The sequence below is a fragment of the Mucilaginibacter pineti genome (assembly GCF_900101875.1).
GTDB classification, from domain to species: Bacteria; Bacteroidota; Bacteroidia; order Sphingobacteriales; family Sphingobacteriaceae; genus Mucilaginibacter; species Mucilaginibacter pineti.
In genome coordinates this window covers 40110-56422 of sequence record NZ_FNAI01000016.1, presented here as the reverse complement: position 1 = coordinate 56422, position 16313 = coordinate 40110, and the positions used below count along the sequence as shown (strand labels likewise).

Annotated in this window: 10 protein-coding genes; 9 read left to right on the top strand and 1 reads right to left on the bottom strand. The window is 42.4% G+C overall.

Annotation, left to right across the window (positions count from 1 at the left end):
- The first annotated feature begins 7 nt into the window (after nucleotides 1-7).
- Genes ruvA through BLS59_RS25710 form a run of 3 tightly spaced genes read left to right on the top strand, consistent with a single transcriptional unit; the run spans nucleotide 8 to nucleotide 8161 of the window.
- Nucleotides 8-592 carry a Holliday junction branch migration protein RuvA gene (gene ruvA, locus BLS59_RS25720; protein ID WP_091154641.1) on the top strand — a complete coding sequence of 195 codons (585 nt, stop codon included), beginning with the start codon at nucleotides 8-10 and terminating at the stop codon, nucleotides 590-592.
- Nucleotides 593-617: 25 nt separating this feature from the next.
- The gene (gene sov / locus BLS59_RS25715; RefSeq protein ID WP_240315342.1) at nucleotides 618-7652 is read left to right on the top strand and encodes a T9SS outer membrane translocon Sov/SprA; all 7035 of its coding nucleotides are present in this window, start codon (nucleotides 618-620) and stop codon (nucleotides 7650-7652) included.
- Nucleotides 7653-7660: 8 nt separating this feature from the next.
- Nucleotides 7661-8161, top strand: a complete 501-nt coding sequence (locus BLS59_RS25710) for a YcxB family protein (protein ID WP_091154637.1) — start codon at nucleotides 7661-7663, stop codon at nucleotides 8159-8161.
- 2 nt (nucleotides 8162-8163) lie between these two features.
- Here the strand turns inward: BLS59_RS25710 and BLS59_RS25705 are convergent, their stop codons facing one another.
- Nucleotides 8164-9966: an AsmA family protein gene (locus tag BLS59_RS25705; protein WP_091154634.1), complete on the bottom strand. Its 1803-nt coding sequence runs from the start codon at nucleotides 9964-9966 to the stop codon at nucleotides 8164-8166.
- A 307-nt stretch (nucleotides 9967-10273) separates the two neighbouring features.
- Between BLS59_RS25705 and BLS59_RS25700 the strand changes: the two genes are divergently transcribed.
- The 6 genes from BLS59_RS25700 to BLS59_RS25675 all read left to right on the top strand — a co-directional run bounded on the left by BLS59_RS25700 (nucleotide 10274) and on the right by BLS59_RS25675 (nucleotide 16312).
- Nucleotides 10274-10810 carry a COG4315 family predicted lipoprotein gene (locus tag BLS59_RS25700; RefSeq protein WP_091154630.1) on the top strand — a complete coding sequence of 179 codons (537 nt, stop codon included), beginning with the start codon at nucleotides 10274-10276 and terminating at the stop codon, nucleotides 10808-10810.
- A 26-nt stretch (nucleotides 10811-10836) separates the two neighbouring features.
- Entirely contained in the window at nucleotides 10837-11142 is a 306-nt protein-coding gene (locus BLS59_RS25695) for a COG4315 family predicted lipoprotein (RefSeq protein WP_091154626.1), read from the top strand.
- A gap of 169 nt (nucleotides 11143-11311) precedes the next feature.
- Complete coding sequence (locus BLS59_RS25690) at nucleotides 11312-12844, top strand: MiaB/RimO family radical SAM methylthiotransferase (RefSeq protein ID WP_091154623.1); 1533 nt, start codon at nucleotides 11312-11314, stop codon at nucleotides 12842-12844.
- Between the two features lie 72 nt (nucleotides 12845-12916).
- On the top strand, nucleotides 12917-14179 hold the full coding sequence (locus tag BLS59_RS25685; protein WP_091154619.1) for a sigma-54 interaction domain-containing protein: 1263 nt from the start codon (nucleotides 12917-12919) through the stop codon (nucleotides 14177-14179).
- Nucleotides 14180-14218: 39 nt separating this feature from the next.
- Nucleotides 14219-14725 carry an LptE family protein gene (locus BLS59_RS25680; RefSeq protein ID WP_091154616.1) on the top strand — a complete coding sequence of 169 codons (507 nt, stop codon included), beginning with the start codon at nucleotides 14219-14221 and terminating at the stop codon, nucleotides 14723-14725.
- A 21-nt stretch (nucleotides 14726-14746) separates the two neighbouring features.
- Nucleotides 14747-16312 carry a hypothetical protein gene (locus BLS59_RS25675; RefSeq protein WP_091154612.1) on the top strand — a complete coding sequence of 522 codons (1566 nt, stop codon included), beginning with the start codon at nucleotides 14747-14749 and terminating at the stop codon, nucleotides 16310-16312.
- Nucleotide 16313: the final 1 nt, after the last annotated feature.

Sequence of the window (16313 nt, the reverse complement as noted above, 5' to 3'; positions counted from 1 at the left end):
ATATTTTATGTACGATTATATTAGTGGTAAACTGGTGTTTAAGGGTGCGTCGCACGTTGTTATTGACGCGGGTGGGGTAGGTTATCACATCAATATTTCGTTAAATACCTATTCGCGGCTGGGTGGGGCCGAACATTGCAAACTATTTATTTGGCAGCACGTAAAAGAGGATGCGCTTACCTTATACGGTTTTGCTGATGACGGTGAGCGCCGCCTGTTTTTGCACCTGGTATCTATATCTGGAATAGGGCCAAATACGGGGCGCATGATGCTGTCATCTATAACCCCTGCCGAAATTCAGGCAGCTATAGTTAGCGGTAATGTAGCGGTTATACAGCGAATAAAGGGGATTGGTCCCAAATCAGCCCAGCGGGTAATTTTAGAATTGCAGGATAAACTACGCAAGGAAGGGCCAGATACCCTTACCGTTGTACCAATAAATAAAACAGCTAAGGACGAGGCGCTTAGCGCCCTTGTTATGCTTGGCTTTGCACGTAATACCGCCGAAAAAGTATTAGATCAGGAAATAAATAAAAATACTGGCGATTTAACTGTTGAACAGCTGATTAAGTTTGCACTAAAAACGTTATAATTACGAATAAAATTCTACTTGACTTTTGATAAGAATATTTACTTATAATATTATTATAAGTGTGTTGTTTTTGCTTGCTTTTGGTGGGTTGAAGGGTGCATACGCACAACAAAAAACACTGGTAAAAAGGAACGACACAACCCAGACCAACGCAACCAATAACTTATCCCAACCCAAAAACGTTAGGCTCAGGGAAGGTATTTTCAATCCCGACCCTCCGAATCTGGTACGTACCGTTGAGTACGACCCCGAATCGAACCGGTATATTTTATACGAACGTGTTGGTAATTTACTTTACCGGGCACCCCAATACCTAACCTTTGCACAATACCTAAAGCTGAAAGAAAGATCAAATCAGCGCTCATATTATAAACAACTTTCTGATGATTATGCTTACGATTCGCAGCAGCCGGGTTTTATACCGGCAATAAAAGTACGCAGCCGTACCTTTGAGCAAATTTTTGGTAGTCAAACTATCGATATCCGTCCGCAGGGATCGGCGGAGATGATATTGGCTGGGCAGGTAAATAAAAACGCCAATCCGTTGTTTAATACGCGGCAGCGCAGTCAGTTTAATTTTAATTTCGACCAAAAGATCCAGCTGAATGTTACCGGTAACATAGGCGATAAGTTGAAGATCACCACCAATTATAATACCGATGCACAATTTCAGTTTGAGAACCAGATAAAGCTGGACTATACCGGCTCGCCCGATGAAATTATTCAAAAGATAGAAGCAGGTACGGTAAGTATGCCGCTGAATACCACGTTAATTACCGGTAGCCAGGCACTCTTTGGGGTAAAAACCAAACTGAAATTTGGCCGGTTGGATATCACAAGTATTCTATCGCAGCAACGTTCGCAATCAAAAACGATTACTATAACCAATGGCTCGCAGCAGGGAGAGTTCAGGCTTACACCCGCCGATTATGAAGCCAACAAGCACTTTTTCCTGTCGCAATACTTTCGTAACAATTATGATAAAGCGCTGGCGAATATCCCCATCATCAGTTCAAATATAAACATTACCAAAATTGAGGTTTGGACAACAAACCGCACTAACGTAACTACCGATTCGAGAGATATATTGGCTTTTCTGGATTTAGGCGAGAATAAGCCAAACAATGCACTCATTCAGGGTGGGGGCAGTGCTTTGCCGGCAGCTTTTAAGGGACCTGGTTTTCCACAGCAATCAAACTCGCTGTTAAATAACTTACCGCCGGATGCACGCTCAACAAATTCCAACTCAGTAGCACAATATTTCCAAACTACAGGCGCTACCGATAACTATTCAAAACTTACCTACGCCCGTAAGCTTACCGATAAGGAATATACTTTGCACTCGCAGTTGGGTTATATATCGCTAAACTATCCGCTAAATAACGATGAGGTGCTGGCAGTTGCCTATCAATATACCGTAAATGGCGTACAGTACCAGGTGGGTGAGTTTAGCAGTGATGTAGCGGTTGACCCTAACACGCCAAAAGTGCTGTTTGTGAAATTACTGAAGAACGAATTGCTGAAAACCAATTTGCCCACCTGGAAGCTGATGATGAAAAACATCTACTCGCTGGGGGCTTTTCAAATAGCGCCAACAAATTTTAAAATGACTGTTACCCGCCTTGATGATAAATCGGGTATCGAAAAAACGGTAATGGAAGAGGGACAAAACACAAAGGGCAAGCTATGGCTGCAGCTAACGGGCCTTGATAACCTCAACCAACAAAGCGATAAACAGCCCGATGGCTATTTTGACTTTTTGGAAGGGATCACCATCGACTCGCAAAACGGGCGGGTGGTTTTTCCGGTGCTTGAGCCTTTTGGCTCCGACCTGGCAAAGAAATTCACCGCTGGTGAGGGCGATCTGGCGAAGCGGTATGTTTACCAGCCGTTGTATGATTCTACCAAAACTATCGCGCAGCAATATTTTCCGGCGCTTAACCGGTATGTGATAAAGGGTACCTATACGTCAACAGGCGGTTCGGAGTATCAGCTTAACGCGGTGAACATTCCGCAGGGTTCTGTAAACGTAACCGCAGGGCAAGTGAAACTTACAGAAGGTACTGATTATACTGTTGACTACAATGCGGGCCGTATCAGGATCTTGAACCAGGCTTTATTATCATCTGGCCAGCCCATCAGCGTAAAACTGGAGAATAATGAACTTTTTGGGGTTCAGCAAAAATCATTATATGGGTCGCGATTTGATTACCACGTTAACGATAAATTGTCACTCGGTGCTACGTTGATGCACCTTACAGAGCAACCCATCACACAAAACGAAACTGCCGGCGAGGAATCCATATCAAATACCATTTGGGGTTTTGATGCCAATTATAGTTCCGATTCCCGTTTTCTTACCCGGTTGGTTGATAAGTTGCCATTCATTCATACCAAGGTACCTTCGTCAATTACCTTTTCGGGCGAATTTGCGCAACTGATGCCAGGCAGCCCCGGTGCGTTGAATTTTGCAGGGTCAAAAAATGGGACATCATATTTGGACGATTTTGAGAACAGCCAATCTATCATTGATATAAAAAGTGCCAATGCCTGGCAAATTTCGGGTACGCCACAGCTTTTTCCAGAATCGGGCTCTTTTAATGATCTCAGCTATGGCTTTAACAGGGCTCGACTTGCATTTTATAATATCGACCCTATATTTTATACCAATTCCGGCACCCTGCCTGTTTCAAAGACCGAGCTGTCTAACCATTATGTACGGCAGGTAATTGAGCAGGAGGTATTTCCATACAAACAATCAACTACAGGGCAGCCATTGAGTTTGGCCACGTTGAATATGGCCTTTTACCCAACCATTCGCGGGCCTTATAACTATGCTGCCAATGGTATTAATAACGATGGTACACTACAAAACCCAAAGGCACGCTGGGGTGGTATGTTCAGGAAACTGGAAACAAATGATTTTGAATCACTAAATGTATCATATATAGAGTTTTGGGTACTTGATCCGTTTATTTATAAACCAAATTCGGCAGGTGGCGATCTGTATTTTAACCTTGGCAGCATTTCTGAAGATATATTGAAGGATGGTCGCAAGAGTTTGGAAAATGCTCTGCCAATCAACGGCGATCTTACACAGGTTGACGAAACAAACTGGGGTAGGGTATCGAGGTTACAACCGGTTATCAATGCTTTTGATAACAATCCCGATTCGCGCAAGTTACAGGATGTAGGTTTGGATGGATTGAATGACAAGGACGAGGCGGTTAAATTTGCGCCGATAGTTAACCAGGTTAAAGGGCAGCTGAATGCGCAGGCCGCCAATGCTTTCTCTGCCGATCCGTCATCTGATGATTATCAATACTACCAGGGCAAGCAGCTTGATGATGCCAAAGCAGGTATCCTTGACCGTTACAGTCGCTATAACGGTACCGACGGCAACTCAAAAACAACCGAACAATCACAAGCTGAACTTGGTATCCAAAATTCGGCATCAACTTCATTGCCCGATGGTGAGGATATTAATAGGGACAATAACATGAGCCAGGAGGATGCTTATTTTCAATATAAAGTTTCCATTCGTCCGGCTGATATGATTGTTGGGCAAAATAACATAAGTGATAAAGTTACGGCATCGGTAAAACTGCCAAATGGCACAACCCAGCTGGTAAATTGGTACCAGTTCCGTATTCCTATTACAAATTATGAAAGTAAAGTTGGTAACATTCAGGATTTCAAAGCCATCCGTTTTATGCGGATGTTCATGACAAACTTTGCCGATACTGCCATTTTACGTTTTGCTACCCTGCAATTGGTGCGTGGCGAATGGCGTGCATTTAATGTGGAGCGGAACCCGCTTAATGTTATTGCCGATCCCGTTATCACCAACCCGCCGATAGATAATTCATCAATTGATGTACAGGCTGTAAACATCGAAGAAAATGGTAACCGCACGCCTATCCCTTACGTGGTACCGCCGGGTATCGAGCGTCAGCGTAATTACAATAACCTGCAAACTAATACCAAGTTAAATGAGCAATCGTTGTCGATAACTGTTAAAAGCCTGCGTGATGGTTATTCAAGGGCCGCTTTCCGTACGTTTTATAATGACCTGCGTTCATACAAACGCATCCAGATGTTTGTTCATGCCGAAGGCGATCTGTTGAAGGATAACGACCTGAATGCGTTTATACGTTTAGGTGTGGATTACCAGGATAACTATTATGAGTACGGAGTGCCGCTTAAAGTTACCCAGCCCGGCACCCGCGACCCGGATGCGATATGGCCCGCCGTAAATGAAATTGATCTGGAGCTTGATTTGCTTACCCGTGCAAAATTAAAACGCAATCACTCCAACGTTCCCTATAACGAGGTTTTTAAATATACTGAAGGCGATAAAGTAGTTTATATAAAAGGCCAGCCCGATTTAAGCAGGCTGCGTACCATTATGCTGGGTGTACGTAACCCATACAAAGGCAATGCGTCGACTGTGGTTGATGATGGGCTTGATAAATCTGGTACTGTTTGGTTTGATGAGTTGCGGCTTACCGATTTTGACCAGCGCGGTGGTTGGGCAGCCACAGCCCGGCTGGATGCCAAGCTTGCAGATTTTGCCGACATCACCGTATCGGGCAGTAAAACTACCGTAGGGTTTGGTGCGCTGGATTCGCGGTTAAACGACCGCAGCCGCAGCGACGACCAAAGTTATGATATATCGGCAACGGCCGAACTGGGTAAATTTTTCCCGGATAAAAGCGGCATCCATATCCCGGCTTATATAAACCTGTCATCGCAGCGGAGCTTGCCGCAATATGACCCCGGCGCGCCGGATATTGAATTGAAGGCCTCGCTTGCTGCCGCTACCAGTTCGCAAGAACGCGACTCGATAAAGAATGCTGCTATTGATTATACATTACGCAGGAGTATCAACTTTACCAACGTGCATAAAGCCAAAACAAACCCATCGTCACCAAACCATATTTGGGACGTTGAAAACCTGAACGCCAGTTATGCCTTTACTGAATATACCCATCATGATTTTACAACTCAAAGCGATCTGGAACATACCTATAGACTAACGCTGGCCTATAATTATACCAATCAGCCTAAATATTATAATCCGTTTGCTAAGATCATCAAGAGTAATATGCTGGCCCTGCTGCGCGATATCAATTTTAGCATATTGCCGTCGCGGTTAAATTTCAGCATCAACTTTGATCGTTTTTATTCAGAAAATACGTTGCGCGATAACGACCCGAATAACTTTATTCCTGTACCGACAACTACCTTTAACAAGTACTTTAATATAACCAGGGTTTACGGTATCGGGTGGAATTTGTCGAAATCGTTACAGCTTGATATCGATGCCACCAACCTATCGGTAGTTGATGAGCCTGCGGGTCGTATCAACGGTTTAAAAAGAGATACCCTTTGGGATAACCTCAAAAAGCTGGGCCGTACTACCAATTACAACCACACCATCAACCTTAACTATACGCTACCACTTAACAAAATACCTGGACTGGATTGGGTATCGGCTATTGCACGTTACAGCACGCACTTTAACTGGCAAACACAGCCGCTTTTCGCTATAAATGATCCGTCGTATGATGTTGGTAACAGCATCCAGAATTCAAGGGCGATACAGTTAAACCCAACCCTTAATATGGCGGCCCTGTATAATAAATTCCCTTTTATACGTAAAGCCAATAACCCCAATTCAAAAAGCGGGGCCGGTGGTTTCTTTATAGGGTTATTAACCAGCATAAAAAATTTAAGTGGTACTTACACCCGTACCCAAGGAACATTTTTACCGGGATACTTGCCGCAATCTGGCTTTTTTGGGCAAGATGGTGCGTACAGCGCGCCGGGCCTGGGATTCTTATTAGGCAGCCAGGCCGATATACGACCGAAAGCTTTAGCTCGGGGATGGATCACGTCTGATACCTTGCAAAATCAATTGTATGTAACCACGCTTAACGAGGATATGCATTTCAGGGGGATAATTGAACCGATAAAGGATCTGCGGATAGAACTGATTGCATTTAAAACACAGGATCATAATTACCAGGCCAATTTTAAATACCTGGAATCAACACAAAGTATTGAAACACTGAGCCCGGTAACTACGGGGAATTATAGTATCTCGTTTTTAACGATTGGTACGGCATTTAAGAAATCAACGGGAGTAAACAATACTTCGCCGGTTTTCCAGGCCTTGTTAGATAACCGGGTTATTATATCCAAAAAACTGGCAGCGCAAAATCCAAATTCCACAGGAGTTGTGGATGCAAATGGCTTTGTTGACGGTTATGGGCCAAACTCGCAGAATGTGTTAGTGCCTGCGTTTTTGGCTGCTTATACCGGTAAAAAAGCTACCAGCAGTAACTTGTCGCAGTTTCCTAAGATCCCTATCCCTAACTGGCAAATTACTTACAACGGTTTAAGTAAAATTCCGTTCCTGCAAGATATTTTTGATTCGTTTGATCTGAGTCACGGCTATCGGTCGTCATATAACGTGAATGGTTTTACCTCGCTGCTGCAATACCAGGAGGCTAACGGCGCATCGAGCGCAAAGGATTTAAACAACGACTTTTTGCCGCTGTACCAGTTTTCGCAGGTTACCATATTTGAACAGTTTGTGCCGTTGCTGGGTGCCAGTGTAAGGTTTAAAAATAGCATGACCGCCAATGCAGAGTACCGCCAAAGCCGCTCGCTTAGTTTAAGTTTATTGAACAGCCAGCTGGCACAGCAAAACGAGCGGATAATAGTATTGGGTTTTGGTTATCATACCAAAAACTTCCACTTCCCGTTCGGCTGGTTCAGCGAGGGGGAAACCAGTCCGAAAGATGTGAACTTCAAGGTCGACTTCTCGTTGCGGGATAACAAAACGCTGATATACCGTGCGGATGTAGAAGCGGCCGAAATATCTTCCGGTGCACAAAATATAACCGTAAGGCCATCTATTGATTACGTGATAAACCAACGCTTTAATCTTAACCTGTTTTACGATTCAAACCTTACCCGGCCGTATACATCGCAAACATTTAATACGGCATTTACCAATTTTGGCGTCAATTTGAAATTATTACTGCAATAACATTTTTCATGCAAGATATTACCATACACAGTGCTATAGATTTTAAGACTTACTTTAAGATTGTTTTAAAAATGACCTTTAAACCACGCTTATTTATAACTATGCTGGCTGTGCTTATAATACTGGAGGGTGCCGCTTACCCTGATATTTCATTTACCTGGCGAAGTCAGGAATGGATTCTTTATTATTTTATCCTTTGGTTCGCTATTATTTTGCCTGGCGCCCTTTATTTGACAAGTAAACGAAATATGAAACGGGTTGCCACATTGAGGGAGCCATTAGTTTATGTGATTAATGAAGACAAAATTGAAGTAAAAGGCGATACATTCAGTAATACAAGTAATTGGCAATATATTAGTCGGTTGATTGAGCGTGAAAAATATTTTTTATTGCGTACGGGTGTTAAGGGGATACATTATTTGCCAAAAGATGGCTTTGAGTTAAAAGAGGATATAGCAAGATTGAAGCAAATTGTCAAAGAAAAAGGAATTAAATTCAGCTACAAATAATCTTACTTCTTACCCTTCTTCTTCCGCTCTTTTTCTGCATTACGTTTTTTACGTTCGGCTTTCTTATCGAGGCGGTTTTGTTTGTTCTTGCGGTGTTCGGCCATTTTTTGTGCTGTTGCCTTTTGCGTTTTGGCATCAAGACCAACACATGGCATAATTCCGTCTAAAAGGGTTTTCCACATGGTTTTAAAGAACGGGGAGTCTTTGGGCCGCACATAAACCACATTGGCCGAGCGCGGGGCCTCATTATCCTTATCCGGGTTGTTGTGTTTTATAACAAACAGGTTAGCAAATATAGAGATCAGCGATTGGCGTTTAAAACGATCGTTAGCTGTATCCGCCTTCAGGATCGCCACCTTCAAATCATTGTACAGCAATGTTACCTTACCTTTAAATACTTTGCTGTTTGCCTGTATATCAAAATTAAACTGTTTTACCGTACCTGAGGTAATTTTTACCATAGCCAATGGCATGGTGGCCTGGTTAAGCACCCCCATGTTCATTGCCCCTAAAGAGCCCTTGTAGGAAAAGGCCGCATTTTCATCGGTTAAGTTAAAATTAAAGCCTACATCAAGCCGGCCGCGATTCATAAAATAGGTGGTAAGCTTTACGGCGGTAATGTTGTTTTTCGCTATCGCCTCCTTATTGGTGGTAATGTTATAGATATGACCGCTGGTATTGTTAAAACTGATGCTGCCCGTTTTATTCGATTTATTGTTAAATTCAGAATAAGCTATGTTTACACGGTGCAGCCGAACGGTATCTATCTTAATATCAGCATCTATCTTGCGCACCATCATATTGGGGAAGCTATTTACCTTATCTAAAGATGGATTTTTGATCTTGTTGGGATTGGTAAAGATGTTGATATCGCCGCCATTAAGTATCAGGCTTGATGCCGTGATGGTGCGGTATTTATGGTAACTTAAAAAATCGAAGTTGTTGAGCTGCAAGGAATCTATCCCGATGCCAAAGCGGTCGCTATGGCTTTTGTTGAAGAATATGTTTGTTGTTGCAGGCTCAAGGTGTAAACCTTCAATATCTAGGTGCGAAGTTCGGGTAGAAAGCTTGAGGTATTTTATTTTGTAAGAATAAAGGCCGTTTGTGGTTTTACCGCTATAATTGTTTAGTTCGGTAACAATGTCCTTGCAATACAGCAGGCGAGATTTATCTGTTTGGGTAGCCGAATCGATGAGCAGATCGGAGGCTGTTAAATTCATCTCTTTCAGTTCAGATACCACCACTTTGTGCCCGGTATAAACTTCATATTTAAACTTTACATCGTTCAAAAGTATTTGCCCAATATGAACCGATTGCAGGCTCTTTGAAATTTTTTGCCAGGCAGTGCGGTGGTCTTTTACAACAGTATCCTTAGTATGGTTACGTTGATAGGTGATATTGAGCTGAGGCTGGTTTAAAACAACCTGCCCAATATTAAGCTTATGATTAAAATAAAGACTAAACGGATGTACATGCAATAACGAAAGCCGTTTAACATGCAGCTCTAAAAGATTGTTAGGGGCAAGGTGCTGCTTCTTTTTCCGGTTATAAACAGCCGTGTCGGGTATGAGGCTTAAGTTATAAATAACAATCTTACCCTGTAACACATGTAACTCGGCGTCGGTAAAATCTGCCTTGTACAAACTGTCTGTACTGGTTAAAACAACATCGCGCACCTTATTAGCCAAAATTGGCGACCAATACCGATTAACAACTATAGCCAAAAGTAAAATCACCACCACAGGAATCAGCACAAATTTGAATACTACTTTTTGCCACTTGTGCTTTAAAAACTTTAACTGCATGTATTGGATTCCCTTTGCTTTTTTTGTTGTGATGACTGTATTTAACGTAAAGCTCTAACGGCAAGTTACTAACATTATGTTACAGCGTATTAAAGTTTATTTTGTTTTTGCATCAGCAGGAATTTAACACTTTAGATTGATTTAAGTGGTTAAGGGATACTGTTTTTTTCTTGATTTAGTAATTTGATAATCAATCAATTACAACCTATTGGAATAATTAGTCCTCGCTTAAAGCAACCGCTGGCAATTTGAAGTCGTTATCGATGTATAAACCAAATAAATTTTTACTCATTATACATCAATCAAAATGAAAGCAAAAAATCACGTGATCCTGGCAAGTACATTTATCATAATGCTATTTGTGGCTGCATGCAGCAAGAAAAATGATAACCAAACTACTATGCCTAAGCCGGTTGCAATAACTGGTGTACAGCTTACCGCTAACGCCAAATTTACCACCATATTAACCGACAATGCAGGTAATTCGCTTTACTTTTTTGCAGATGATTCAGGTACAGGCTCAAGCTGCGATGGCGGCTGCGCTGTAGTATGGATGCCGTTTTACAAAGCCAACCCTACTTTGGGCACCGGCTTGTCGTCTACAGATTTTACAGTTATAACCCGTACCGATGGATCAAAACAAACTGCCTACAAGGGCTGGCCGTTGTACTACTATCAAAATGATAAAGCAGCTGGCGATGTCAATGGCGATGGTGTTGGCAAAACCTGGTTTGTAGCTAAAGCGGATTATACGGTTATGCTGGCCGCAGGCCAGTTGGTAGGCAACGATGGACTAAAATACCTGGCTACAGGAACCGCTGGTGATGGCACATCACAAATCTAACAGGCGTAAACGGCCGTACAGTATATATGTTTACGCATGATTTGCCTAATACCAATAAATTCAGCAACAACGATCCGGTACATGACGCCAACTGGCCAATTGTAGAAGCTTCGGCTATTGGAACCGTACCATCTGTTTTTAATACCGCCGATTTTAGTACCATTACCGTGTTTGGAAAAAGCCAGTTAGTTTATAAAGGCCATCCGCTTTATTACTTTGGTTTAGATGCCGCTACCAAGGGCAATACAAAAGGTGTAAGCTTCCCTACTCCCGGTGCCGCTATATGGCAAATTACAAATACAACCACGGCTACTGCTACAATAGCACCGTAATATTTTTTAATGAAAAATTTAGGCGGGCAGTTCTCAAAAGGGCTGTCCGCTTTTTTATGGCTATTACTGATACATTAATGGCGGATAATATAAACTATATTAAATACTGCCAATATGTCACTTATGTATTTAAATTTTGTTTATTTTTGCGAACTAATTTTTAAAATAGATGATGGATTTGGTTCTTCCGGATAAGGTGCATGATGAGAGTAGACAGGGCGAAGCTTTAGTTTTGGAGCCTGTTGTGGGTAAAAATAATGGGCGTAAGCTTTATATTGAAAGCTATGGCTGCGCTATGAACTTTAGCGACAGTGAAATAGTTGCCTCTATATTATCAGAACAAGGATTTGAAACAACTACAGACCATACATTGGCAGATGTTATTTTCATAAACACCTGTTCTATTCGTGAAAATGCGGAGCAGCGCGTACGTAACCGCCTTAAAGAATTTACAATTTCGAAAGTAAAAAATCCGGGCCTGGTGGTAGGTGTTTTGGGTTGTATGGCCGAACGCCTGAAATCAAAATTTTTAGAAGAAGAGAAACTGGTTGACGTTGTGGTTGGCCCCGATGCATACCGCGATCTGCCAAACCTTATAGATCAGGTTGACAGCGGACAGAAAGCCGTTAACGTGCTGTTATCACGGGAGGAAACTTATGCCGATATAAGCCCGGTACGGTTAAATAGCAATGGTATCAACGCATTTGTATCAATTATGCGTGGTTGCGATAACATGTGCTCGTTTTGCGTAGTACCCTTTACCCGCGGTCGCGAACGCAGCCGCGACCCCAAATCAATACTGGCCGAGTGTGAAGACCTGTTTAACAAAGGCTATCGCGAGGTTACTTTGCTGGGGCAAAATGTTGACTCGTATAAATGGAAGCAGCCTCACCCTGCCCCCTCCAATGGAGAGGGTTCTAATGAGCTTGATGGAGATACTGCATCGCAGGACAATAAAGTCCTCTCCCTTGGAGAGGATTTAGGTGAGGCTGAGGCTAAGGCTGACGCACCTGTTACCAACTTCGCCAACCTTTTAGAAATGGTAGCATTGATCAATCCCGAGCTCAGAGTTAGATTCTCTACCTCGCATCCTAAAGATATTACTGATGATGTGCTTTACGCTATCAACAAATACGATAATATTTGTAACTATATACACCTGCCGGTACAATCGGGAAATAGCCGGATACTGGAAATGATGAACCGGACGTATGACCGTGCCTGGTATATCGACAGGATTGACGCCATTCGCCGTATCATTAAGGATTGTGCTATATCAACAGATGTAATTACCGGTTTTTGCAGCGAAACAGATGAAGAGCATGACGAAACCGTATCAATGATGGATTACGTTAAATATGATTTTGCCTACATGTTTAAATACAGCGAGCGCCCCGGTACTTTAGCCGCAAAACGCTATGCCGACGATATTCCTGAGGAAATAAAACAAAAACGCTTAACACAAATTGTAGCCAAGCAACAGGAATATTCTTTTTACCGGATGCAAGCGCGGATAGGTAAAGTTGAAAAAGTATTGATTGAAGGGTTTTCCAAAAAATCAGACAAAGACTATTGCGGCCGCAGCGATCAAAATGCTATGGTAATTTTCCCGGTAGGAGAGAATTATAAGCCAGGCCAATATGTTAACGTGCTTGTTGAAAAAAGCACATCGGCTACATTGATAGGGAAGGTAGTAGAATAATTTGAAGATTTGAAAATTTGAAGATGAGGTGATTTTCAAATTTTCAAATCGCCAAATTTTCAAATTGAACAAATGGAAATACAAGAAATAAAACAACGCTTCGGGATCATTGGTAATTCGCCATTGCTTAACCGGGCTATAAATATTGCCAACCAAGTGGCGCCTACGGATATTTCTGTACTTATTACCGGCGAAAGTGGGAGTGGTAAAGAGGTGTTTTCGCATATTATCCACCAGATGAGTCCGCGTAAACACGGGCCATTCATTGCGGTTAACTGCGGAGCTATACCAGAAGGTACTATCGATTCAGAATTATTTGGTCACGAAAAGGGCGCCTATACAGGCGCCGTTGGCGAGCGTAAAGGTTATTTTGAAACCGTAAACGGCGGTACTATATTTTTAGATGAAATTGCCGAAATGCCCCTGGGTACCCAGGCAAGGTTGCTGCGTGTGTTGGAATCTGGCCAGTACATAAAAGTAGGTTCGTCAAAGGTTGAGAAAACGAACGTGCGTGTAATAGCAGCAACTAATGTTGATGTTTATGACGCGGTTAAAAGTGGCAAATTCAGGGAAGATCTTTATTATCGCCTGAATACTGTTCCGCTTAAGATACCACCCCTTCGCGATAGAAAAGAAGATGTATACCTGCTTTTCAGGAAATTCACTTCAGATTTTACCGATAAATACCGCACACCGCCTATTCAACTTGATGAAGAAGCACAGCAGGTGTTAATTAATTACACATGGCCGGGTAATGTAAGGCAACTTAAGAATATGGCCGAGCAATTGGCCGTTCTGGAGCGTGATCGTATTATCACCGCGCAAACGCTGCTCACTTACATTCCGCATGAAACGGGCAACCGCAATTTGCCAATGCGTTTGGACAATCAGCATAAAGAAGACTTCTCGGAGCGCGATATCCTGTACAAAGTACTGTTTGATATGAAACGCGACATGGTTGAATTGAAAAAACTGGTGGCCGATATTATTGAACATGGCGGTGTATCAACCAATTATGCCAATCATTCGCAAACAATTAACCAGCTATACCGCGATATTGAACTTCCCGGTAATCCCGAAACGCAATTTACTTTACAGCAGCCCGTTAATACCAATAATAACAATACCAACGTTAATAACAACAACAATGTAGATGCGTATAATATTACGCATGAGGCAGAGGAAGTTGAAGAATCGCTGTCGCTGATTGAAAAAGAATCGGACTTGATACGTAAGGCTTTAAAGAAACACAAAGGCAAGCGCAAGCTGGCCGCCAATGAGCTGGGCATATCAGAGCGTACATTATACAGAAAAATAAAAGAGCTAAATTTATAGGTTGATGGCTTCATCACCTTTAAAAAACAAATTATATAGATGAAAAAATTGCTTGGTGTAGTTATTGTTTTTTCTTTAAGTTTATTTTCATCATGTTATACGCTAAAAAACCAGTCGATACCGCCGGGCTTAAAAACCATTAACGTGCAGTTTTTTGAAAACAACGCGGCGCTGGTAGTTAACAATTTAAGCCAAACTTTTACCGAATCATTAAAGGAAAGGATCCGTACACAAACCAGTTTAAGCCTTGTAAGAGGCGAGGCCGATGCCACGATGTCGGGCAGTATTGTAGGGTATACCATAGCGCCGGTTTCTATCGAGGCCACTTCAAACAACGTAGCGCCAATTGCCGATGCAAACAGGCTAACCATATCTGTAAAGGTGAAATTCGTTTACGATGCCGACAAAAAACTTAATTTTGAAGAAACTTTTACTAAATTCACAAATTACAGGGGCGATATAACACCACAGGAACAAAACCTGATACAGGGGATTATTAAACAACTAAACGACGATATTTTTAACCGGGCCTTTTCTAATTGGTAGGCATTTTGTACTTTCAACCACGTGGATCAATATTTGAATAACAGGCAGAACGAAATATTTTGGGAATTGCTGGCTAACCCTGCCGACAATGGCCAAATGTACATGTACGAGTTGCAGCAATTGCTGTATGAGTTTCCGCAAAGCGGTATCCTCAGGGCAATGTTTGCACACGCCACTAATGGCAATGCTGTAGAGGTAAAACACGCTGCCGCTTATTTTAACCCCACCCTGTTACATAAGTTAATTACTGATGCCGATAGTCTGCCCGTAGTATCTGCAGGTCAAATTGCAGGTTATAAAAAAGGTTATTCAAGCAATCACCTTCAGGATACCGCAGTAGATACCGGCGAGAATTATTTTAATAGCGGAACAGCTACTGAAACTATCGCGGCCGAAAATGAGCAACGGGTAGATGAGGAGCAAGAGAATATTGCGGCTGAAAATCTTATAACCAAGCCCGAAGCAATTGCCCCGGTATTTGTTGAGGCAGAATTACCGCCGCCTGTTCCAGAACTGGAATTACCGGCTGCTCCTCACGAAGAGTTATTGCCTGCCCATGAAGATCTGCCACCGCCTGTACCTGAGATAGAAGTGGTTATTCCGCAGGGAAGCGCAGATACGATAAAGGTTGAAGATGAGCCGGTTGCATCTGCTAATATTGACAAAGAAATAAGTGTCACCCCCGAAGGCATCACATCACCCCCAAATAATGAAGATATTGAGGACGAAGTTTTTGATGAGATTGTTGGGATTGAAAATATTAGCTTTAACGGTAGCCATCCCGAAGAAACAACACCACAAAAAGCTGAAGAGCCTGCTGCCGGACAAACAGTAACCAGGCAATCAAGAAATAACGAGGCTGATATTAATTTCGAAACAGAAAAATTGATCATTGGTAATATTGCAGCCTCTGATTATTTTATGTTCGATAATTCAATTGCCGATCAGAACGGGAGCGACAAGAACGATTCAGGCGCACAACCCGAGCCTGCATCATCACAAATCGAAATCGTAGCTACACAAAACACAATTGGAGGGGCCGAAAGTATTGATATATCAAAATATCATGACGAAAAAATGCCCTACACCTTTATGTGGTGGCTTGATAAAACCCGTAAAGAATATGCCGCTACATACCAGCCATATTCGGCACCACTTGTAGCACCTGCTCAAAGTCAACCAGCACCGGCCTTGGCTGCTGAGTTAAAAGACCAGGCCGCAGATGCTTTACAGCAACAATATTTTGAAAATATTTTTCATGATAAATCTCTGCAGGATCTCGAAAAAACACCACAACCGGATGTTCCAGAGATAAAGCGCAAGGAAGATGTTATCATTGAAAAGTTCATCCAGGAAGAGCCGCAGATCCGTCCGCCGGCTATGGATAAGCTGGATAATGAGAACAAAGCCAAGAAAAGTGCCGAAGACAGGAACGACCTGGTGAGCGAAACACTGGCACAGATATATTCAGATCAGATGCTATATCATAAGGCAATTGCCACATATAAAAAATTGATATTGAAATTCCCGGAAAAAAGCCGTTACTTTGCCCACCAAATTGAACAGTTAGAAAAGAAAACCAGTTAAT

What these genes read in the sequence shown, in the direction of transcription:
- BLS59_RS25700 (WP_091154630.1), top strand. Translation starts at nt 10,274, where the DNA reads ATGAAAGCAAAAAATCACGTGATCCTGGCAAGTACATTTATCATAATG.
- BLS59_RS25685 (WP_091154619.1), top strand. Translation starts at nt 12,917, where the DNA reads ATGGAAATACAAGAAATAAAACAACGCTTCGGGATCATTGGTAATTCG.
- BLS59_RS25680 (WP_091154616.1), top strand. Translation starts at nt 14,219, where the DNA reads ATGAAAAAATTGCTTGGTGTAGTTATTGTTTTTTCTTTAAGTTTATTT.
- BLS59_RS25690 (WP_091154623.1), top strand. Translation starts at nt 11,312, where the DNA reads ATGATGGATTTGGTTCTTCCGGATAAGGTGCATGATGAGAGTAGACAG.
- ruvA (WP_091154641.1), top strand. Translation starts at nt 8, where the DNA reads ATGTACGATTATATTAGTGGTAAACTGGTGTTTAAGGGTGCGTCGCAC.
- BLS59_RS25705 (WP_091154634.1), bottom strand. Translation starts at nt 9,966, where the DNA reads ATGCAGTTAAAGTTTTTAAAGCACAAGTGGCAAAAAGTAGTATTCAAA.
- BLS59_RS25710 (WP_091154637.1), top strand. Translation starts at nt 7,661, where the DNA reads ATGCAAGATATTACCATACACAGTGCTATAGATTTTAAGACTTACTTT.
- BLS59_RS25695 (WP_091154626.1), top strand. Translation starts at nt 10,837, where the DNA reads ATGTTTACGCATGATTTGCCTAATACCAATAAATTCAGCAACAACGAT.